General features: G+C 48.6%; 23 protein-coding genes. 17 read left to right on the forward strand and 6 right to left on the reverse strand.

The annotated features are described in order from the left end of the window. Positions 1–15: 15 nt before the first annotated feature. Complete coding sequence (locus V6Z81_06185; protein ID MEG9862075.1) at positions 16–1,728, forward strand: monovalent cation:proton antiporter-2 (CPA2) family protein; 1,713 nt, start codon at positions 16–18, stop codon at positions 1,726–1,728. Between the two features lie 371 nt (positions 1,729–2,099). Here V6Z81_06185 and uvrB read toward each other — a convergent pair whose 3' ends face one another. From uvrB to V6Z81_06205, 4 genes are all read right to left on the reverse strand, one after another. After that, on the reverse strand, positions 2,100–4,349 hold the full coding sequence (uvrB, locus tag V6Z81_06190; protein ID MEG9862076.1) for an excinuclease ABC subunit UvrB: 2,250 nt from the start codon (positions 4,347–4,349) through the stop codon (positions 2,100–2,102). A gap of 300 nt (positions 4,350–4,649) precedes the next feature. After that, complete coding sequence (locus V6Z81_06195) at positions 4,650–5,117, reverse strand: DUF192 domain-containing protein (protein ID MEG9862077.1); 468 nt, start codon at positions 5,115–5,117, stop codon at positions 4,650–4,652. Between the two features lie 14 nt (positions 5,118–5,131). Beyond that, positions 5,132–6,592: a metalloprotease TldD gene (gene tldD / locus V6Z81_06200; protein MEG9862078.1), complete on the reverse strand. Its 1,461-nt coding sequence runs from the start codon at positions 6,590–6,592 to the stop codon at positions 5,132–5,134. 186 nt (positions 6,593–6,778) lie between these two features. After that, positions 6,779–6,976 carry a hypothetical protein gene (locus V6Z81_06205; GenBank protein ID MEG9862079.1) on the reverse strand — a complete coding sequence of 66 codons (198 nt, stop codon included), beginning with the start codon at positions 6,974–6,976 and terminating at the stop codon, positions 6,779–6,781. A gap of 94 nt (positions 6,977–7,070) precedes the next feature. Between V6Z81_06205 and V6Z81_06210 the strand changes: the two genes are divergently transcribed. From V6Z81_06210 to V6Z81_06220, 3 genes are all read left to right on the forward strand, one after another. After that, positions 7,071–7,328 (forward strand): hypothetical protein, encoded by a 258-nt coding sequence (locus V6Z81_06210; protein ID MEG9862080.1) that lies wholly within the window; start codon positions 7,071–7,073, stop codon positions 7,326–7,328. Positions 7,329–7,406: 78 nt separating this feature from the next. Continuing rightward, positions 7,407–7,556 carry an SEL1-like repeat protein gene (locus V6Z81_06215; GenBank protein ID MEG9862081.1) on the forward strand — a complete coding sequence of 50 codons (150 nt, stop codon included), beginning with the start codon at positions 7,407–7,409 and terminating at the stop codon, positions 7,554–7,556. Between the two features lie 44 nt (positions 7,557–7,600). Next, complete coding sequence (locus tag V6Z81_06220; GenBank protein MEG9862082.1) at positions 7,601–7,966, forward strand: tetratricopeptide repeat protein; 366 nt, start codon at positions 7,601–7,603, stop codon at positions 7,964–7,966. Between the two features lie 176 nt (positions 7,967–8,142). On the opposite strand, the gene V6Z81_06225 is transcribed toward V6Z81_06220, so the two are convergent. Further along, on the reverse strand, positions 8,143–8,571 hold the full coding sequence (locus V6Z81_06225; protein MEG9862083.1) for a hypothetical protein: 429 nt from the start codon (positions 8,569–8,571) through the stop codon (positions 8,143–8,145). Between the two features lie 139 nt (positions 8,572–8,710). Here V6Z81_06225 and coxB point away from each other — a divergent pair, with 139 nt between their 5' ends. The 12 genes from coxB to V6Z81_06285 all read left to right on the forward strand — a co-directional run bounded on the left by coxB (position 8,711) and on the right by V6Z81_06285 (position 17,228). After that, complete coding sequence (gene coxB / locus V6Z81_06230; protein MEG9862084.1) at positions 8,711–9,658, forward strand: cytochrome c oxidase subunit II; 948 nt, start codon at positions 8,711–8,713, stop codon at positions 9,656–9,658. A 26-nt stretch (positions 9,659–9,684) separates the two neighbouring features. Then, positions 9,685–9,918 (forward strand): hypothetical protein, encoded by a 234-nt coding sequence (locus V6Z81_06235; GenBank protein MEG9862085.1) that lies wholly within the window; start codon positions 9,685–9,687, stop codon positions 9,916–9,918. Further along, positions 9,861–11,297 (forward strand): cytochrome c oxidase subunit I, encoded by a 1,437-nt coding sequence (ctaD, locus tag V6Z81_06240; GenBank protein MEG9862086.1) that lies wholly within the window; start codon positions 9,861–9,863, stop codon positions 11,295–11,297. The genes V6Z81_06235 and ctaD overlap by 58 nt, the downstream gene beginning before the upstream one ends. A gap of 126 nt (positions 11,298–11,423) precedes the next feature. After that, entirely contained in the window at positions 11,424–12,377 is a 954-nt protein-coding gene (locus V6Z81_06245; GenBank protein MEG9862087.1) for a heme o synthase, read from the forward strand. Continuing rightward, positions 12,374–12,595: a hypothetical protein gene (locus V6Z81_06250; protein ID MEG9862088.1), complete on the forward strand. Its 222-nt coding sequence runs from the start codon at positions 12,374–12,376 to the stop codon at positions 12,593–12,595. The genes V6Z81_06245 and V6Z81_06250 overlap by 4 nt, the downstream gene beginning before the upstream one ends. Positions 12,596–12,647: 52 nt before the next feature. Then, on the forward strand, positions 12,648–12,869 hold the full coding sequence (locus V6Z81_06255) for a VOC family protein (GenBank protein ID MEG9862089.1): 222 nt from the start codon (positions 12,648–12,650) through the stop codon (positions 12,867–12,869). Between the two features lie 34 nt (positions 12,870–12,903). Beyond that, entirely contained in the window at positions 12,904–13,446 is a 543-nt protein-coding gene (locus V6Z81_06260) for a cytochrome c oxidase assembly protein (protein ID MEG9862090.1), read from the forward strand. Positions 13,447–13,551: 105 nt separating this feature from the next. Next, the gene (locus V6Z81_06265; GenBank protein MEG9862091.1) at positions 13,552–13,875 is read left to right on the forward strand and encodes a cytochrome c oxidase subunit 3; all 324 of its coding nucleotides are present in this window, start codon (positions 13,552–13,554) and stop codon (positions 13,873–13,875) included. A gap of 65 nt (positions 13,876–13,940) precedes the next feature. Further along, positions 13,941–14,378: a cytochrome c oxidase subunit 3 gene (locus V6Z81_06270; GenBank protein MEG9862092.1), complete on the forward strand. Its 438-nt coding sequence runs from the start codon at positions 13,941–13,943 to the stop codon at positions 14,376–14,378. A 52-nt stretch (positions 14,379–14,430) separates the two neighbouring features. After that, positions 14,431–15,192, forward strand: a complete 762-nt coding sequence (locus V6Z81_06275; protein ID MEG9862093.1) for an SURF1 family protein — start codon at positions 14,431–14,433, stop codon at positions 15,190–15,192. A gap of 20 nt (positions 15,193–15,212) precedes the next feature. Beyond that, a complete protein-coding gene (gene thrC, locus V6Z81_06280; protein ID MEG9862094.1) occupies positions 15,213–16,634 on the forward strand; it encodes a threonine synthase in 1,422 nt (473 codons plus the stop codon). Between the two features lie 3 nt (positions 16,635–16,637). Next, on the forward strand, positions 16,638–17,228 hold the full coding sequence (locus V6Z81_06285) for a GNAT family protein (protein MEG9862095.1): 591 nt from the start codon (positions 16,638–16,640) through the stop codon (positions 17,226–17,228). A 16-nt stretch (positions 17,229–17,244) separates the two neighbouring features. Here V6Z81_06285 and V6Z81_06290 read toward each other — a convergent pair whose 3' ends face one another. Continuing rightward, positions 17,245–17,880, reverse strand: coding sequence for a YqgE/AlgH family protein (locus tag V6Z81_06290; protein ID MEG9862096.1), 636 nt, complete (start codon positions 17,878–17,880; stop codon positions 17,245–17,247). A 198-nt stretch (positions 17,881–18,078) separates the two neighbouring features. Here V6Z81_06290 and V6Z81_06295 point away from each other — a divergent pair, with 198 nt between their 5' ends. Further along, positions 18,079–18,960, forward strand: coding sequence for a protein-disulfide reductase DsbD domain-containing protein (locus tag V6Z81_06295; protein ID MEG9862097.1), 882 nt, complete (start codon positions 18,079–18,081; stop codon positions 18,958–18,960). The last annotated feature ends 57 nt before the right edge of the window (positions 18,961–19,017 follow it).

Consider the following 19,017-nt stretch of genomic DNA (forward strand, 5'->3'; position numbering starts at 1 on the left):
TTGGGGACTCTTAAAATGGATATTATGAAGGAGGCGGTATTTGTGGGAGAGATTCCATGGCTACGTGAGATTATTATCTTTCTGGTAGCTTCTGTTGTTATTGTTCCCGTCTTTCATTTTTTGCGTGTTAGTCCTGTTCTTGGTTTTCTGCTCGTTGGAGCTGTTATAGGGCCGTTTGGCGTCGGGCTTGTAGAAGATGTCGGCAGAGTACATGCTCTCGCTGATCTTGGCATTGTCTTTTTGTTATTTACCATAGGCCTTGAGGTCTCTTTTGACCGGTTACGTACCATGCGACGGTTGGTGTTTGGCCTTGGCGTAGCACAAGTGGTGGTGACGTCGGTTATCATTACGATGGTGTTGAGGGCTTTAGGAATTGAGGCAGAGCAAGCCATTATTCTTGGATTAGCGTTGAGCCTGTCTTCTACGGCAGTTGTCATGCAGATACTCATTGAGCGGAACGAGTTTTCTGCCGAGGTGGGGCGCACTAGCCTTTCTGTTTTGCTGCTACAAGATTTGTCGGTAGTTGTGCTGTTAGCGCTGATTGATATTTTTGGCCAGACCTCTCAGGGGTTTTCCGTGGTGGATATTGCTGAACCTGTCGGCAAGGGGGTGTTGGTTATTGTAGCCATTGTAACGTTGGGGTGGGCTGCAATGCGTCTTGCTTATCCGTTTATTGCCCGCACTGGTAGTGCTGAATTGTTTACGGCTCTTACGTTATTAGCCATTCTTGGTATGGCGTGGGTTACGGGCATATCTGGCCTGTCTATGAGTCTGGGTGCTTTTTTGGCGGGGTTTTTACTCTCGGAAACAGAGTTTCGTCATCAAGTTGAAGTTGATATTATGCCGTTTCGAGGGCTGTTATTGGGGTTATTTTTTATCTTCATTGGCATGAGCATTGACTTCACGCTGCTTCAGGGAATCTGGCAGGAGGTTGCTCTTGGTGTTGCAGGCTTAATTATCCTCAAAGGTTTCATCCTCTGGGGTTTGTGCTTGTTGTTTTCCATTTCAGCTATCACGGCAATGCGTGTTGGTCTTCTGCTTGGGGGAGCGGGCGAATTTGCTTTTGTGGCAATTAATGCCTCTTTGGGGGAGGGTATTTTAGATAACTCCCTCGCTCATTATGTGTTGTTGTTGGCAGCGCTATCGTTAGCAGTAACACCCTTGTTGATGTTGGTAGGTGTTGCTCTGGAGCGTTGGTTGGGGCGGGAGGAAGAAAATTTGTCAGATTCCAACTCTCTAGAAGGTCATGTGATAATCGCTGGTTATGGTCGTGTTGGACGTATGGTAGGTCGTCTGTTAACGGAGCAGCAAGTGCCTTTTTTAGCTCTGGATATGGATACCCCTCGCGTTCGTTTTTATCGCCGGACGGGAGAGCCAGTCTATTATGGTAATGTCATTCACTCTGAAGTGATGGTGCGCATGGGCATTGAGCGAGCAGCGCTGGTATTGATTACGGTAGATAACGATGTTGCGGCCTCGCGCGCGGTGATTTCTATTCGGCAGCGTTGGCGTTGGGTTCCGGTTTATGTTCGGGCGCGGGATATAGAGCACTCTAATGAGTTAACCCGCTTTGGAGCAACGGTTGTGGTGCCGGAAACTATGGAGACCAGCCTACAATTGGGGGGACAAGTATTGCGTGCCTTGGGTGCGCCGTTGGAGGCGGTGGCGGTCATTCTGGAGCGCGTTCGGGATGAGAATTACGTTTCTATTTCTCAAAAAGAGAAATAGCGGTGAGGCAGTGGAAATTGTCAGGAGAAAAGGTGTACGGGGTCGCCTTGCGTGGCGTCTCCACCCTTCACAATCCGACAACAAATACCACTTACCAAGAGATTGGGACGCTGCAACGTCCAGTTTAGATTTTATCTCAGACCAGTGCAGTCCACAACCCATGCACCCTCAAACAAGAGTGTAACCTGACAATCTTAGCGTGTTCCGCGTGCGCTTACTTTTATGCCACACTCTACAGTGACCACGCAGGTTGTTACCGTTTCCATGAGAGCACGTTTTGCTGGAGTAGGGCTATGGCTTCAATCTGGCCATTGGGTGAAGTCATGTCTATCTCCTCTAAATCATACACTCCGCTATTGTATACTACACCATTATATGCCTCGTCTGGCATTTCGGTGTGGGCGAGGTTTACCTGTGGCTACTTTTCCTTTACTTTTTTTATTAATCTGCCCACGACCAGCACGTTGGCTAGACAAGGGAATTGCCTCCATTTGGTTTTCTATCTCACTTTGACGCATTAAAGGATTCTCCGCAATGGCCAACTCGGTAATTTCAAGACGCCTGATTTCGTCACGCAAGCGAGCGGCCTCTTCAAACTCAAGATTTTCAGCGGCGACATGCATTTCTTTTTTTAGAGTCTTAAGACGGGTAGGTAAATCTGGTCCTTCAAAATTTTCCGATTCTTCTGCAAACCCTATATCTACCCGCGCATGATCGCGCTCGTAGACACTATCTAGAATATCGCCAATGTTTTTGCGTATAGAGGCAGGAGTGATATTGTGCTGCTTATTAAAATCTTCCTGCTTTTGACGGCGACGCTCAGTCTCACTGATGGCTTTCTTTAGAGATTTAGTCATGGTGTCTGCATAAAGGAGAACTCGCCCCTCTATATGACGTGCCGCGCGCCCGATGGTCTGGATGAGAGAAGTTTCAGCACGCAAAAACCCTTCCTTGTCGGCATCCAGAATGGCCACGAGGGCACATTCGGGGATATCCAATCCCTCGCGTAGCAAATTAATACCTACCAGAACATCAAAAACACCTAAACGTAAATCCCTGATGATTTCAATGCGCTCCAGCGTGTCAATGTCAGAGTGCATATAGCGCACATGAATACCTTGCTCGTGCATATAGTCGGTTAAATCTTCCGCCATACGCTTGGTTAGGGTGGTGACGAGAACACGTTGTCCAGCGGTGGTTGCTTTGCGGGTTTCGGCGATGAGATCATCTATCTGATGAGTTGCCGGACGCACTATACAAACAGGGTCCATGAGACCCGTGGGGCGTATGACTTGTTCTGTGAAAACGCCGTGGGTGCGTTCCGTCTCCCAAGAGCCTGGGGTAGCGGATACGTAGATAGTTTGTGGACGCATGACATCCCACTCCTCAAATTTGAGGGGGCGGTTGTCAATGCAGGAGGGCAAACGGAATCCATACTCTGCCAGATTGGTTTTGCGCCGTAGGTCTCCGTAATACATGCCATTTAGTTGAGGTATGGCCACATGGCTTTCGTCAACGAAGATAAGAGCATTGTCGGGCAGGTATTCAAACAATGTTGGAGGAGGTTCACCCGCAGCGCGTCCGGTGAGATAGCGGGAGTAATTCTCAATACCTGCGCATGAGCCGGTAGTCTCTATCATTTCTAAGTCAAATAGAGTGCGCTGCTCTAGTCGTTGAGCTTCCAGCATACGGCCCTCGTCGTTGAGTTCATCTAGGCGTGCACGTAAATCCGAGGCGATGGCTTTAGCCGCTTGTGCCAAGGTGGGGCGAGGGGTCACATAGTGAGAGTTAGGATAAATCCGTATGGTTTCTAATTGGGCTTCTTTTTTACCGGTGAGGGGATCAAATTCGGTGATATCTTCTACTTCGTCGCCGAATAGGGATACGCGCCAAGCACGGTCTTCATAATGGACGGGGTAGACTTCCACCACATCGCCTTGTGCCCGGAATGTGCCACGTTGAAAAGCTTGGTCGTTGCGTTGATATTGGAGGGACACAAGGTCGGTGATTAATTTTTCTCGGTTGAGTTGTACGCCAGTTTTTACGTCGACGGTCATAGCGGCGTATGTTTCCACGGCTCCGATGCCATATATGCAGGAAACGGAAGCCACGATAATGACGTCATCGCGCTCTAGAAGGGAACGTGTGGCAGAGTGGCGCATTCGGTCGATTTGTTCATTGATGGAACTTTCTTTTTCTATATAGGTATCAGTTCGTGGCACGTAAGCTTCTGGCATGTAGTAGTCGTAGTAGGAGACGAAATACTCCACGGCATTGTCGGGGAAGAAGTTTTTGAACTCTCCATAGAGTTGTGCGGCGAGAGTTTTATTGGGGGCTAGAATAAGAGCAGGTCGTTTCGTTTCTTCTATGACCCGCGCCATGGTGTATGTTTTTCCAGAGCCTGTGACTCCGAGTAGCATTTGGTCTCGTACTTGGGTGTTTATGCCGTCTACAAGATCTTTTATGGCGTGGGGTTGGTCGCCTGCATCAGTGAAATCGGATACGAGATTAAATGATTTGCCCCCTTCTCTTTTCGGAGGGCGGGCTGGTTTTTTGGGGATAAAGAGGGTAGAGTCGTCTGTGAAGCCCGTGTTGTCTGTTGTTGTACTGTTAGGAGGCATCGCGGTGTCAGTATAATGCATCTTGCGCCGATATAAATGGAAGTTAGTTATGTATCTCTATAGGCGACGACTTTACTATACTTGATTGTATTTAAAGGGACTTACTATAGTTTCGTAAACACACTTGCATAACTCTCTGCTAATTCAGCGGTGTTTTCACCTTATTACTGATTTCTCTCGTTCTATCTCTCCGGAGCGCTCACGTCGTACTCATGTAACGGTTTCAGACCTCTTATTCAGGCCTGAAAACCATCATTTTAGCGGTACTCATCTCGGTTATTTATATCCACAGGCAAATAATCAAGGAGCAAAAAGGTCGTGGCGAACTATATCACCCGATTTAATGCCAAGCCGTTCTGCCCCGCCACCGGCAATCTCTAAGACGGCTCGAACATTAACACCCGACGAGATAGTTTTGCGAGAATAAGGCTCCGTCATAGTTTCAATTTTGGCAATCTTCCCATTGCGACGAATAAACAATATATCCAACGGAATTGGCGTGTTGGCCATCCACATGGTGATCTCCTGATCTTGACGATACGCAAACAACATGCCGTGATTCTCCGGCAGAGACGCACGAAACATCAACCCCCGCTTTTGCTCATTGGGGGTACGGGCAATCTCTATTGTAAAGGCACGTTTTCCCTCACTCGTCTCTATCACTAGAGTTTCTGGGATGCGATCAGAAATTAAGTCGGCTAGAGAATCGCTCGGCACGCTCCATACGCTAAAAAACAACACAAAGACAAAAAATGGAACTGCGCCCACTTTGCTGGACCTCCTCATACTGCCGTCCCTCCAACTGTTAAGCCATCTATCCGTAAGGTGGGTTGTCCAACCCCCACCGGCACTCCTTGACCTTCTTTACCACACGTACCAATGCCGCTATCTAGAGATATATCATCACCAACCATAGAAACCCGCGTGAGAACATCTGGGCCGTTGCCAATCAAAGTAGCTCCCTTGACCGGAGGTCCTAAGCGACCATTTTCTACTAGATAAGCCTCGGTGCAAGAAAACACAAATTTGCCACTGGTGATATCTACCTGACCACCTCCGAAGGATTTAGCATACAATCCTCGTTTCACAGAGCGCAAAATCTCGTCGGGGTTATGGCTCCCCGGTAACATAAACGTATTCGTCATGCGGGGCATGGGACTGTGGGCATAAGACTCGCGCCGTCCATTGCCAGTGGGTGCCATAGACATCTGCCGAGCACTCAGGCGATCGTGCATATAACCTTTCAAAATACCGTCTTCTATCAACATAGAATGTTGCGTGGGAGTACCTTCGTCATCGAATCCCAAAGATCCACGCCGCTCCGGTATGGTTCCATCGTCCACCACCGTAATGCCTGAGGCAGCCACACGCTCTCCAAGTAGATCTGAAAAAGCTGACGTTTTCTTGCGGTTGAAATCACCCTCGAGACCGTGACCTACAGCCTCATGAAGCAAAATGCCCGGCCATCCGGGACCAAGAACCACATCCATCTCACCAGCGGGGGCATCCACCGACTCAAGGTTAACCAGTGCTTGCCGTAAGGCTTCCTCCACCTGAGACTGCCAGCGCTCTGGCATGAGCCAGACGTCATATCCTGTGCGCCCTCCCGAACCAGCATATCCTGTCTCTTGATGGTCGCTATTCCCTGCCACAATAGAGATATCAAGGCGCACAAGGGGGCGAATATCCTCGCGAGTCTCGCCACCAGAGCGAATAATTTGCACCACTTGCCATGACCCTGCCAAGGTCGTTGATACCTGACGTACCCGCTCATCTTTGCTACGGGCGTAGGCATCTATGGCTTCTAGAATGTCTATTTTTTCAGCAAAATTAGGGCTTTCCATAGGGTTCAAAGATGGATAGAGCACCGTATTGGAGGGTGAGGCCGCCTCCGACAGAATGCCTTCATGGCCTTGCTTAACCGCACAGACCGAGCGGGATGCTTTCATGATAGCGTCATGAGACAGAGTTGAGGCGTGAGCGTATCCTGTAGCTTCGCCAGCGATGCAACGTAATCCAAAGCCTTGGGTTGTATTAAATCCGGCTATCCGAAGGCGTCCATCATCATAGCTCAGCATTTCCGACTGCCGGTATTCAAGAAACAATTCGCCATCATCAGCCCCGTGAAGAGTATCGCTGACGAGGTTTTCAACCTTAGAGCGGTCCAAACTCGTGTGGGTGAAAAACACATCATTTCCAATATTTCCGGTATTATTAATAATCACTGTGGGAACCTCATCCATAATATCCAAACTCAAAATATTAATTTAATCTATAATATGGGGGTTATATACTTAAGTCACAATCTGTTTTTACTAGCATCCAACTAAAAACCACAGATTCTAACGGGATTGCGTTTTGTTGAGTCGCCAGTAGGCTTTGTACCCTTGAGCGCCCAATTCTCCTGAATAAGATCAAAAGGCGTATTTTCAACTTTGTTTCTCGTTTGCGGGTCGGCCTCCATGGTCCAGTAACACTTCCACCACTGCTGGTGTACTAGCGGTAGCCGCATAATGCAGGGATGTTTGCCCATCCTTATCACGGGCCTCCATGTCGGCCCTGCCTTCAAGAGCCGCTTCCACATCCGCCGTCGTGGCTGTTTTCCAAAAACCCTCGTCAAGTAACACGTTGTCTTGTGGAGTTGGGACTACTCTCCCCGCTTATCTGGTTGTGGCCTCAACCGCAAGGACACATGCCGGAGTCACCGCTGTGCCAACAGCCATGACAGCAACACAAATCAATGCAGCCACCAGACAGAGAGCTGCAGGGTCGGACACGCTACAGGTTAGCGATGCCATGGTACGACTGATAGAGTCCCGTATAAGGGGCAGCAAGGGCCGAGTGCTGATATCCTTTGCCGGCTGCGGTTCGGAGTGTATCGTAGCCGAAGAACTCGGTGTTGAGTGGATGGGAATTGAAATCAATCCTGAATATGTGAACTTTGCTGAAAAGAGTCTGGAACTGACGTTCGATGGATAACCTGACTCTCCTGTATCTATTTTTATTTTCCGTCTTACTATCGCCCCTTTAGGTGAAAAGAGGAAAGGGAAGAAAACCATGAAGAGATTTTTAGCTGTAGCGCAATTTTGTATGGGGTGGATGTATGACAAGGGACGCGGTGTCCCGCAAAATTACAATAGAGCAGTAACATGGTACCGCCGCGCCGCCGATCAAGGCTTTGGGGGGCGCAGTACAATCTGGGAGTAGCGTATTACAAGGGACAAGGTGTTCCGCAGGATAACGTACAGGCAGTGAAATGGTATCGCCACGCCGCCGATCAAGGCTTTGCACAAGCGCAATTTAATCTAGGAAATATGTTTCGGGCTGGAGAGGGCGTCCCACAAGATAAAGAACAGGCGCTGACATTGTATAAACAAGCAGCCGAACAAGGTTTAGCGCAAGCGCAAGCCAATCTGGGAGTAATGTATTACCAAGGAACAGGCGTTCTTCAAGACTACGTATATGCTCACATGTGGCTCAACATTGCCGTATCAAACGGCAATAAACGTGCAAGAAAATTGAGAGAGACCATCACGCAAATTTCGTCTCCTAATCAGATAGAAAAAGTGCAAGCGCTGGCGCGGGAGTGCGTCAGAAAAAACTATCAAGGCTGTTGAAGTAATACCCTGTCTGAGCGCGTAACCCCGGTGAAAGGTGGAAATTAATAGTGGTGGAGGTAGGCGGGATTGTAAGAGGGTTGGAGGACGAGGGGAAAATTCCTTAAAAGCAGTCTGAGTTTGCGTACACAGGGCTATAGTTCCCTTAAGTATATAAGCCCCTATAATATCCTTGCTCAGGGGGAGATTGTATCCTGATTGACGGGACGTAGGTCATTCTCTATACTGTCCAAGGCCTGAAGTCGTCGGGGCATGGCGGATAAATCGCACGGTACAATAGTACCATCACACCGATACATAGGGTGTTGTATAAGGCGCAGGGTCTCAAGGTCTAGCAAAAACACGCCATTGATGCGTCCAAACCAATCATCCCATTGGCGAAACATCCATGATTGCCAGCTAGCAGGGGGCGCATTGCAGATATTTTCAATCAAGCCCGCGTGGGCACAACACAAGCCCACCACACATTTTCCTGGGTCACGGGGGTCTAGCCATGGCGCAGCTTCGCTTAAAAGTTGAGGCGTGTCCATGCCTCGGCTACCAAAATGGACGCCTGCTGATATCAATCTACCATAATGAAAATGGACGAGAGCCTCGTCACGCATAACGGTCTCCTTTTCGGGTGGAGCCAGCCTGTTTCACTTAATCTTGACTATGCCATATCCTAACCGTTGGTGGCAGGGAAAAATGACGAGAAAAATGACAAATTTGGTGACGGGGGGCTGGTATGGATGAGGTGGTTGAGTGTATGATGGCGAAATTGTTGCTATTAATATATTGGAAGTCGCTAAAACAGGAAAGGCTGTAATTGACTGTACTATCATGAAGACAACGACATGGATGATTAGAACGTGTATGATTGTTGCTCTGGTGCTCGTGGGTAGTATTACGCTGGTGTTGGCGCAGCCAAACGGCGTGGCCGTTGAATGGCAAATGGGCTTTCAGGAAGCCGCTACGCCTGTCATGGAGCGGACTGAGGCTTTTCACCGTTTCCTCTTTTATATTGCAGCAGGTATCAGCATCTTTGTATTGATACTTTTGCTGATTTGTGTTTTTCGCTTCAACAAGCGAGCCAACCCGACGCCATCCAAAACAAGTCACAATACTCCACTGGAGGTGGTGTGGACGATTATTCCGGTTTTGATTCTTCTTGTGATCGCCGTGCCCTCTTTTCATCTTCTGTTTTATCAGGAAACTATTCCTGAGATAGATATAACGATCAAAGCAACAGGACATCAATGGTATTGGGAGTATGAATATCCTGACGATGATGGCCTAACCTTCTCGTCCATTATGTTGGAGGAAAATGAGCTTGGGTCCGAGCAATATCGCTTGTTGTCGGTCGACAATCCCCTCGTGGTACCCGTGAATACAACAATAAGAGTACAAATTACATCAGCTGACGTTCTTCATAGTTGGGCCATACCCGCATTTGGGGTTAAGATGGACGCTGTTCCTGGGCGGTTGAATGAGACGTGGTTTAACGCTACGGAGATAGGTACTTATTATGGCCAATGCTCTGAATTGTGCGGCGCACGACATGCTTTCATGCCCATTGAGATCCGTGTAGTTGAGCGTAACCAATATGATAACTGGCTAAACGAAGCAAAAGAGGAGTTTGCGGAGGCTCCCTCTTCTCCAGTAGCATCGTCGGCGTCTGTCACACTAGCGGCTCGCGCTGGTGGCTATTGATAGCATTTCATCAGGAGGGTTCAAGGATGGCCATAGAGCAAACTGTTAACGGTGCTGTTGAGGAGCATGAGCCTCATCTCACCGGATGGCGGCGTTATGTGTACTCAACCAATCATAAAGACATTGGCACTATGTATCTGGTGTTCGCCATTATTGCGGGAGCTATTGGCGGTGGCATGTCTGTTCTTATGCGCATGGAACTATGTATCCGGGTGATGGCATCTTGGGGGGCGATTACCAACTCTACAATGTTTTGGTGACAGCACATGGCCTCATTATGGTGTTTTTTGTGGTTATGCCCGCCATGATCGGTGGTTTTGGCAATTGGTTTGTTCCGTTGATGATTGGCGCGCCAGACATGGCCTTTCCCCGCATGAACAATATCTCGTTTTGGCTTCTACCTCCCGCCTTTCTACTATTGATGATATCACCGTTTGTGAGTGGTCCTCCCGGTGGCTTGGGCGCTGGTGGTGGATGGACAGTCTATCCGCCTCTATCAACGGCAGGAGGTCCAGGACCTGCCATGGATCTTGCTATTTTCTCTCTACATTTGGCGGGTATATCATCCATTTTGGGGGCTATCAATTTTATTACCACCATTCTCAATATGCGCACCCCCGGCATGACTATGCACAAAATGCCGTTGTTTGTGTGGTCTCTTTTGGTGACGGCCTTTCTGTTGTTGCTAACATTGCCGGTGTTAGCGGGGGCTATCACCATGTTGCTGACAGATCGCAACTTTGGGACGGCCTTTTTTGATCCGGCAGGGGGGGGTGACCCAATTTTGTTTCAGCACCTGTTTTGGTTTTTCGGGCATCCGGAGGTTTATGTTTTGATCCTTCCTGGCTTCGGTATCATCTCTCAGGTCATCGCTACATTTTCGCGCAAGCCGGTATTTGGCTATCTGGGTATGGCATATGCCATGGTTGCTATTGGTGGCGTGGGGTTAATTGTCTGGGCCCATCACATGTATACCGTTGGTTTGTCGGCAGAGACTCAGGCTTATTTTCTTGCCGCTACTATGATTATCGGTGTACCAACCGGCATTAAAGTCTTCTCGTGGATTGCAACCATGTGGGGAGGGTCAATTGATTTTAAAACCCCCATGCTATTTGCTGTCGGCTTTATTTTTCTGTTTACCCTTGGCGGTGTTACCGGTGTGGTGCTTGCCAACGCTGGTGTGGACCGTGCTCTTCACGATACATATTATGTAGTCGCGCACTTTCATTATGTACTGTCTCTTGGTGCTGTTTTCGCAATTTTTTCTGGCTGGTACTACTGGTTTGGTAAAATGACTGGCTACCAATACCCCGAAGCGTTTGGAAAAATACATTTCTGGATGTCTTTCGTTGGCGTGAATTTACTGTTCTTTCCACAGCATTTTCTTGGTTTGGCCGGTATGCCACGCCGCTATGTGGATTATCCAGATGCTTATACGGGGTGGAACTTTATTTCCTCCATTGGCAGTTATATTTCTGCGGTCTCTATTATTGTTTTCATGTTTGGCATGCTGGTGGCGTTTCGTCAAAAAGTTCCCTGTCCTGATAATCCGTGGGGAGAGGGAGCAACAACTCTGGAATGGACATTATCATCGCCACCCCCATTCCACCAATATACTCATTTGCCAAAAATTGCCTAATGAGTGACCGCAAGCGTGCGTGGTTGATCAATGGATGGGGCGTGAAAACAGGTCATTTGGTGTTTCGTGAGGCAGTATTTGGCAAAATCATCTATTGCGGGAAAAAATCAAATTTTTGATGAGACTATGAGTGAATTATCTGGACTATTACCTCACCCTAAATCCCGTTCTGGTGAGAGCTATGAGTTAGGCATGGGTAGTGCGGCAGATTATTTTTATTTATTAAAACCCCGTGTTATGTCGCTTGTGGTATTCACGGCTCTTGTGGGTTTGTTAATGGCTCCAGTGGATATACATCCGGTCATTGGCTGTGTTGCGTTGTTGTGCATTGCTGTAGGTGCAGGAGCGGCAGGTTCTTTGAACATGTGGTACGATGCAGATATTGATGCCACTATGGTACGCACTCGTGCAAGACCCATACCGGCAGGGCGCATTACACCCGGAGAAGCTCTGGGGTTTGGGGCGACGTTAAGTGTGGGGTCGGTAGCGTTTATGGGGCTGCTGGTAAATGTCGCGGCAGCTTTTTTGTTGGCTTTTACAATTGCTTTTTATCTTTTTGTCTACACCATGTGGCTTAAACGGCAGACGGTCTGGAACATTGTTATCGGTGGTGTAGCGGGCGCTTTGCCGCCAGTAATTGGTTGGGTTGTAACAGGTGCACCGTTGACCCTTGAGCCTATTTTTCTGTTTTTGTTTATCTTCCTCTGGACACCACCGCATTCATGGGCATTGGCTTTGTATAGGGTTGACGAATATAATCAGGCGGCAGTTCCTATGTTGCCGGTAGTTGTTGGGCGACGGACCACTCGGGTTCAGATTGTTATCTATGGGGTGGTGTTGGTGATGGTTACTATTTTTCCTTGGGTTATGGGCGGATGGGGGCCGGTTTATGGCGTGGGTGCTGTGGTCTTAGGATTGGCCTTTGCTGCGTCTATGGTGGATGTGTTGGTAGCAGGCGACGGCACTCGGGCACCTTCTGCTGCTAGACGGTTGTTCCTTGTTTCTATCATTTATCTGTTTTTACTGTTTACACTTATATTATGCGCGCGCCTGTTTGGTATGCTACCGGTGTTATCATGAACAATCAAAAGTGTCATAACTTAAACGGGACTACAGTTACCCCTATTAATAAAGGGCGCGAGGTTGCAACACAGGTGCCGTTTCTTGGTGAGGAGCAGTGGCGGGCCCGGCGTCGGCGCGCCAGAGTTTTGGGCTTTGTGCTGGCAGGGTTGGTGATTTTGTTTTTTATTGTGACGATTGTAAAACTAGGAGGCAACGTTGCAAATCGCCCGTTTTAGTCCTGACCATTTATTGTGTGTCGTGATGTAACAAAGAGAAAGGAGACTTGCCGTGGCTGAGGACAATCCGAGTATTATCTCCCATGTTGGCTTCTTTGCTTCTTCTAGGGAGGAGGTTATCGGGTTTTATGACGTTGCCCTTGAGGCAGGTGCTGTGGATGATGGCCCGCCGGGACCGCGACCCTTGTATGGGGCGCCGTATTTTGGTTGCTTTCTGCTGGACTCTGACGGCCACAAAATAGAGGCTTCGTTCTGGGACCAGACAGCGGAATAGTAAAAAGCAACAAAGAAATGAGGATGCACCACCCATGATGACGCTATCAGAGATTAAACGGCGTGAGCGGATGATTGTTGTGTTCTGCCTACTTCTGGTAGGGGGTATGGCGGGGCTTGCTTGGGGTGCGGTACCACTTTATGACTTGTTTTGTCGGGTGACGGGCTATGGAGGTACTACTGGAACGGCGCAAGCAGGCCCAACTCAGGTTTTAGACCGTACAATGACCATTCGTTTTGACGGTAATGTTGCGGGAAATATGGGCTGGGGTTTTGATCCATTGGAAAAACAGATGAAAATTAACATTGGCGAGGTAGAGCAAACCCATTATCAAGCTGTCAATGGTACAAACAAGGCAACGTCGGGTTCGGCAGTCTTTAATGTAACACCCCATGAGACTGGCGTGTATTTTAAGAAAATAGAGTGCTTCTGCTTTAGAGAACAACATCTAGCCGCTGGTGAGTCTGCCGAAATGCCGGTTATTTTTTACATAGATCCAGCCCTAGATGATGACCCCACTATGAATGATGTGCATACGATAACTCTTTCTTATACGTTCTTTCAGATCAGTCAGTGAGGGGCCACAGTAAAGGGCATAGATAGGCTTGATGCGTGGCTCATTGCGGGGTAGAACTCTGTAGAGCTTATTTAGAGGTTGAAAGAAAGAGCACGGTTTTCCATCATGGCTGATGCGCACGCAAAAAATCATGACTATCATCTGGTATACCCAAGTCCATGGCCCGTTGTTGGCGCTTTGGGGGCATTTCTTATGGCCTTGGGGGCGGTGTTGTACTTTCATGATTATACTGTCTGGGTGTTGCTGGCGGGAGGGGTGATTGTAGTGTACACCATGTTAGGGTGGTGGCGTGATGTGGTACGGGAGGCGAATCGCGGTGACCATACGCCGGTTGTCCAGTTGCATCTGCGTTATGGCATGATTTTGTTTATCATTTCGGAGGTGATGTTTTTTGCGGCATGGTTCTGGGCTTATTTTGATGTTGTTTAGCACCCGATGCTGTAGTTCAATTTGAGCGCAATGCCCTGACTGGTGGTCATTGGCCTCCTGCTGGTATCAAAACTTTTAACCCTTGGCATTTACCTTTACTTAATACGTTGGTGTTGTTGACGTCTGGTACAACGGTGACGTGGGCACATCACGCCCTCCTACATAATGACAGACGGGGTCTCAAGTGGGGATTAATCCTTACGATTGCCCTAGGCGTTTTATTTGCCGCTCTACAGGCGTATGAATATAACCATGCGGCTTTTGGGTTTAGTGGCCATATTTACGGGGCTACGTTCTTTATGGCCACCGGATTTCATGGTGCTCATGTAATTATAGGCAATATTTTTCTATTTGTGTGTTTGCTGCGGGCAATGAGGGGTGATTTTAGTCCTAACCATCATTTTGGATTTGAGGCGGCTGCGTGGTATTGGCATTTTGTTGATGTTGTGTGGCTGTTTTTGTTTTTCGCTATTTATGTATGGGGAAGCGGCCCTGCTTCATGAGTTTTGGCAAAGTGTGGTAAGTTTATAAGGACGTGATACGCCATTGGTAACCATGTCCCACAAAGTTTTTCAACCTATGTTGTGGCCAACTTTGATGGCTATTCCGACTCTTGCGGTTTTGGTGGGCCTTGGGGTGTGGCAATTAGAGCGGCTGCGTTGGAAATCAGATCTGATTGAAACCGTTGAGGCGCGGGTGGGTTTAGCCCCTGTGTCTTTTCCGGGTGCGCACACATGGGATAACCTTGATGTTTCTAACTGGGCTTTTCGTCCGGTTGTTGTGCGGGGTCGGTTTGACCATAGCAAACGACTTTATTGGTTTGCTCAAAAAGCAGGAGGGTCGGTAGGCTTTCAAGTGATTACCCCCTTGCGGTTGGAGGGTGAGGGGGGTGGTTGGGTTTTGGTAGATAGAGGTTTTGTAACCCAAAATAGCCGCGACCCTAAAGTGTGGACTGAAGGAGAACCAGAGGGGGTTGTCAAGATTATCGGGTTAGCGCGAGCGTCTGGCGTGCGCAGTTTGTTTGACCCTCCCGATGAGCCACAAAATGGGCTGTGGTTTGTGCGGGATAGCGTGGCAATGGGGGAGGCTCTTGATCTTGCCACAGTAGCTCCTTTGTTTGTGGATGCTGAGCGCGGATCGGATTCGTCTTCCGGTGTTGCCCCTGTGCCGGAGGGAGGCCAAACTCCACGGCATTTCAGAAATGCTCACCTTCACTATGCTTTGACCTGGTTTGGTCTTGCTGTAGTCTTGGTGGGTATTTATTTTGTCTGGCATTGGCAAGTAGGGCACATGGGGCGACCTCGGCGCGTTGATTAAGAAGTGCAGGATATATTGTTGTGAGTTCTAGCATTACCTATGTCAGTACACGGGGCGTTGCGCCATCAGTAGGCTTTGAAGATGTTTTGCTGGAGGGGCTAGCTCCTGATGGCGGGCTTTATATGCCATCTTCATGGCCAATTCTGAGCAAAGATGCACTACGAAGCTTTCGGGGTATGGCGTATGAGGATATAGCAGCTCAGGTTATGCAGCCCTTTGTTGGTGATGCCATAGCATCCGATGTATTGACTTGTTTGTCTCACGAGGCTTATGGAACTTTTAGTCATTTGCAGGTAGCACCTTTGTTGCAAATAGGTTCCTCTGATTGGTTGTTGGAATTATTTCATGGGCCTACGTTGGCGTTTAAGGACGTTGCCATGCAAATGTTGGCACGTCTGTTTGATGAGGTCCTTACTCGCCGGGGTGAGCGTGTTCTACTTTTAGGTGCTACCTCTGGTGATACGGGAGCGGCAGCCATTGAAGCCTTTCGGGGACGCCAGACGGTAGATATCGTCATTTTACATCCCAAGGGACGTATTGCGCCGTTGCAACGTCTTCAAATGACCACAATTATTGATGACAACGTCCACAACATTGAGATTGATGGCACGTTTGATGATTGTCAGGGGTTGGTGAAGTCTCTGTTTGGCGATGTTGAGTTTCGCAAAGAGATTTCTATCGCTGGTGTGAACTCTATCAACTGGGCCCGGGTCATGCCTCAGATTGTCTATTACATAACTTCTGCTGTAGCGCTGGGTGCACCGGAGTGTGCGGTATCTTTTGTCGTGCCAACCGGAAACTTCGGCAACGTTTTTGCAGGCTATGCCGCGAAAGCCATGGGGCTGCCTGTGGAGAGGTTGCTTATTGCTTGCAACAGCAATGACACTCTTTATCGAGCGCTGGATACAGGGCGTTATGAGACTCGTGGTGTTCAGCCTACCATGTCACCAGCTATGGATATTCAGATTTCCAGCAATTTTGAACGCTTGCTTTTTGAGGTCTCAAACAATAATACAAATATAGTGCAGGGGTTGATGGGTTCTCTTGAGCAATCGGGCAGATTTAATCTGCCATCCTCTGCTTGGAATACCATAAAACGGCAGTTTGATGTCGGGCGTGCTGACGAAAAACAAACCCTTTCTGCCCTTCGTCGTTTACATGAAGAAACCGGCCTTTTTGCCGACCCGCATACGGCTGTAGGGCTTCATGTAGCTTATGAGCGGCGTGAGGGGGGTGGTAGGAGCCTATCGCAAGAGACACCTTTGATTACGTTGGCCACGGCGCATCCGGCTAAGTTTCCGCAAGCTATAGGGGAAGCAGGCTTAACGCCACCTCCGGTGGAATCTCTGGCAGGCCTTGAAAGTAAACCGGAGCACTGCACGGCATTACCTAACGATGTAAAAGCGTTGGCCTCTTTCATTCGGGCTCAAGTGGGAGGGTAATAGATGGCGGTGTTATGGTCTGGGTTATGGCGCCAAGAGACGCGGCGGATTGAGGGTCGCCGTGTTTATTTGCGTGCTCCCCAATGGCTTGATTATGAAGCTTGGGCGACTCTTCGCTCTGAAAGTCGGGAGTTTTTGACGCCGTGGGAACCATCATGGGCAGTGGATGAGTTAAGCAAATCTGGCTATCGCCGACGCCTAGCAGCCTATGAACGTAGTGCTAGAGAGGAGGAGGGATATCCGTGGTTTATTTTCCGTCAACACGATAACGCGTTGGTAGGAGGTATTACCCTTTCGTCTATTCGCCGGGGGGCGCAACAAAGCGGTGTTCTTGGGTATTGGGCAGGGCAGGTTTATGCGGGACGGGGATATGTTGCTGATGCGGTGCGGGCTACGCTTGCGTTTTCTTTTAATACCCTCGGACTTTATCGAATAGAGGCCGCTTGTCTGCCAGAAAACGAAGCCTCAAAATGGGTTTTGCGACGGTGCGGTTTTACGGAGGAGGGTTATGCGCGCCTTTATCTACAAATTGCTGGTGTTAGGCGTGACCATTTGCTGTTTGCCATTCTTTGTCATGATGGCATTAAAAACTAGAGGCTAAATGATAATCTCACGTATGTCCTACTCTCTCTGAGAGCATGCTAGGAGTGACGCCTATTTTTTTGAGAGAGCGGTCATATTTACCATCAAAGTCTTGACTGAAAATTAAGTTGAGGTCAGCAAGGCAATGGAGCCAGCCGTTCGCATGCATCTCTGATTCCAACTGACCTGGCCCCCAACCTGCATAACCCAACGTCATCAATAAATGTTGTGGGCCTGCGCCAACCATGATGGATTTCAAAATGTCCATTGTGCTGGTGAGGCAGATGTCGCTGGTTACGTTGATGGTTGAATCCGAAGCTTCATAATCGGAAGAATGCAAAACAAACCCACGGCCTGTTTCAACAAGCCCTCCAAATAAAATAGGTTGTTTAGCACTGTTTTCATGAAGAGGTAGTATGTCATCTGTACTGAAGGGGATGAGATCTAACAAATCACCAAAATGCAGGCTATCAACAGGTTTGTTGATGATTAATTCAAGAGCTCCATCTTCATTATGAACGCATAGATAGATAACCGCGTGTTCAAATCTTGTGCCTTCCGCACTGGGCATAGCGACGAGGAGATGTCCTTCAAGGGAATATTTCTTATCCACGTTCCTTGCAGCGTCTCTGGGATATCTTGCATATTCTTGGGATGCGTTCATGGCGGTAGATTAGCCTATTTGCAACTGTGTTGGAAAGACAAGGGGATACAACTCTATAGCTGTGATAAACAACAAAACGTGAGGACATGGGTAATAAGCTATAAATGATGGCGATGCGATGGCGTTGGGTTTATAATCGCCTGCATGATGTGTTTGTTTTCGCAGGGTTGGCATCAGAGTCGGTATCGGACAAGACGTGTGGGCTTTTATCTTCTTATTGTAGGGAGTGTTCTAGCCTCTGGCATTGGTGTTATGCCCTCTATGGCGCAGAGGTCTGATTCGTGGGGTTTCGGTGGTGATTTTTTTAAGACGCTACCTTCCCGTGTTGCGTTGGTCGCCGATAAGGGAAGGTTAGGGGAAAGCGGCGAGGTGATGTTGGGCGTTGTTGTAAACCTGGCTGAGGGGTGGAAGACGTATTGGCGCAATCCAGGGGATAGCGGTATCCCGCCGATTTTCGATTGGTCCAGCTCAAACAATATGGAGGTGACGGAGATGCTATGGCCTGCGCCTGAGCGTTTTGACCTGCCTGATGATAGTAGTTTTGGATATAAGAATGAAGTGTTGTTTCCGGTGCGTGTTGTAGCTCCCGATATAAATGAACCAATGGATGTAGCGCTTACTTTGTCATATGGTGTGTGCCGAGAGGTGTGTGTTCCGTTAGAAGACAAGGCGAGATTATCTATTCCACCCGGTCCTCCCAATAGCAGTATGGCGGCGGCAGATATTCAAACCGCCCTTCGGTTGGTACCAGGTGAGAAAGACACTACCTCGGGTCTTGTACTTGATTATGTTGGACTGAAACCAAAGGGTAACGCTCTTGCTATAGGGTTACAGTCAGAGGGGGGTGTTGATGTGGGTCCCTACCATCTTGTGGTAGAGGCTGTGGATATCCCAAGTGTCTATTTCGGTGTACCGGTAGTAGAGGCTCAAGAGCAGGATAAAGTTCAGTTTAGGATTCCCGTTGATAGGAGTGAGGGGGCAACCTCACTTGAGGGTAAGACAATCACGATAACGGTGAGGGAGGGCCGGAGGGCGCTTTCCGAAACGGTGCAGGTAGGCTATAGTCAAGCCAACGAGTAACCGGAACAAGAATTAGAAGCCAGAGCAAATTAGGGAGACACTTTTCATGACCATAAA

The sequence above is a fragment of the Parvularculales bacterium genome, from assembly GCA_036881865.1.
In the GTDB taxonomy this organism is placed as follows: Bacteria; Pseudomonadota; Alphaproteobacteria; order JAPOUT01; family JBAJNM01; genus JBAJNM01.

Bases quoted from the DNA above. Each gene is read 5' to 3' on its own strand.
- V6Z81_06235 (MEG9862085.1), top strand. From the start codon at position 9,685: ATGGCCATAGAGCAAACTGTTAACGGTGCTGTTGAGGAGCATGAGCCT.
- tldD (MEG9862078.1), bottom strand. From the start codon at position 6,592: ATGGATGAGGTTCCCACAGTGATTATTAATAATACCGGAAATATTGGA.
- V6Z81_06245 (MEG9862087.1), top strand. From the start codon at position 11,424: ATGAGTGAATTATCTGGACTATTACCTCACCCTAAATCCCGTTCTGGT.
- V6Z81_06225 (MEG9862083.1), bottom strand. From the start codon at position 8,571: ATGCGTGACGAGGCTCTCGTCCATTTTCATTATGGTAGATTGATATCA.
- uvrB (MEG9862076.1), bottom strand. From the start codon at position 4,349: ATGCCTCCTAACAGTACAACAACAGACAACACGGGCTTCACAGACGAC.
- V6Z81_06250 (MEG9862088.1), top strand. From the start codon at position 12,374: ATGAACAATCAAAAGTGTCATAACTTAAACGGGACTACAGTTACCCCT.
- V6Z81_06285 (MEG9862095.1), top strand. From the start codon at position 16,638: ATGGCGGTGTTATGGTCTGGGTTATGGCGCCAAGAGACGCGGCGGATT.
- V6Z81_06260 (MEG9862090.1), top strand. From the start codon at position 12,904: ATGATGACGCTATCAGAGATTAAACGGCGTGAGCGGATGATTGTTGTG.
- ctaD (MEG9862086.1), top strand. From the start codon at position 9,861: ATGTATCCGGGTGATGGCATCTTGGGGGGCGATTACCAACTCTACAAT.
- V6Z81_06290 (MEG9862096.1), bottom strand. From the start codon at position 17,880: ATGAACGCATCCCAAGAATATGCAAGATATCCCAGAGACGCTGCAAGG.
- V6Z81_06185 (MEG9862075.1), top strand. From the start codon at position 16: ATGGATATTATGAAGGAGGCGGTATTTGTGGGAGAGATTCCATGGCTA.
- V6Z81_06210 (MEG9862080.1), top strand. From the start codon at position 7,071: ATGACAGCAACACAAATCAATGCAGCCACCAGACAGAGAGCTGCAGGG.
- V6Z81_06215 (MEG9862081.1), top strand. From the start codon at position 7,407: ATGAAGAGATTTTTAGCTGTAGCGCAATTTTGTATGGGGTGGATGTAT.
- V6Z81_06265 (MEG9862091.1), top strand. From the start codon at position 13,552: ATGGCTGATGCGCACGCAAAAAATCATGACTATCATCTGGTATACCCA.
- V6Z81_06275 (MEG9862093.1), top strand. From the start codon at position 14,431: ATGTCCCACAAAGTTTTTCAACCTATGTTGTGGCCAACTTTGATGGCT.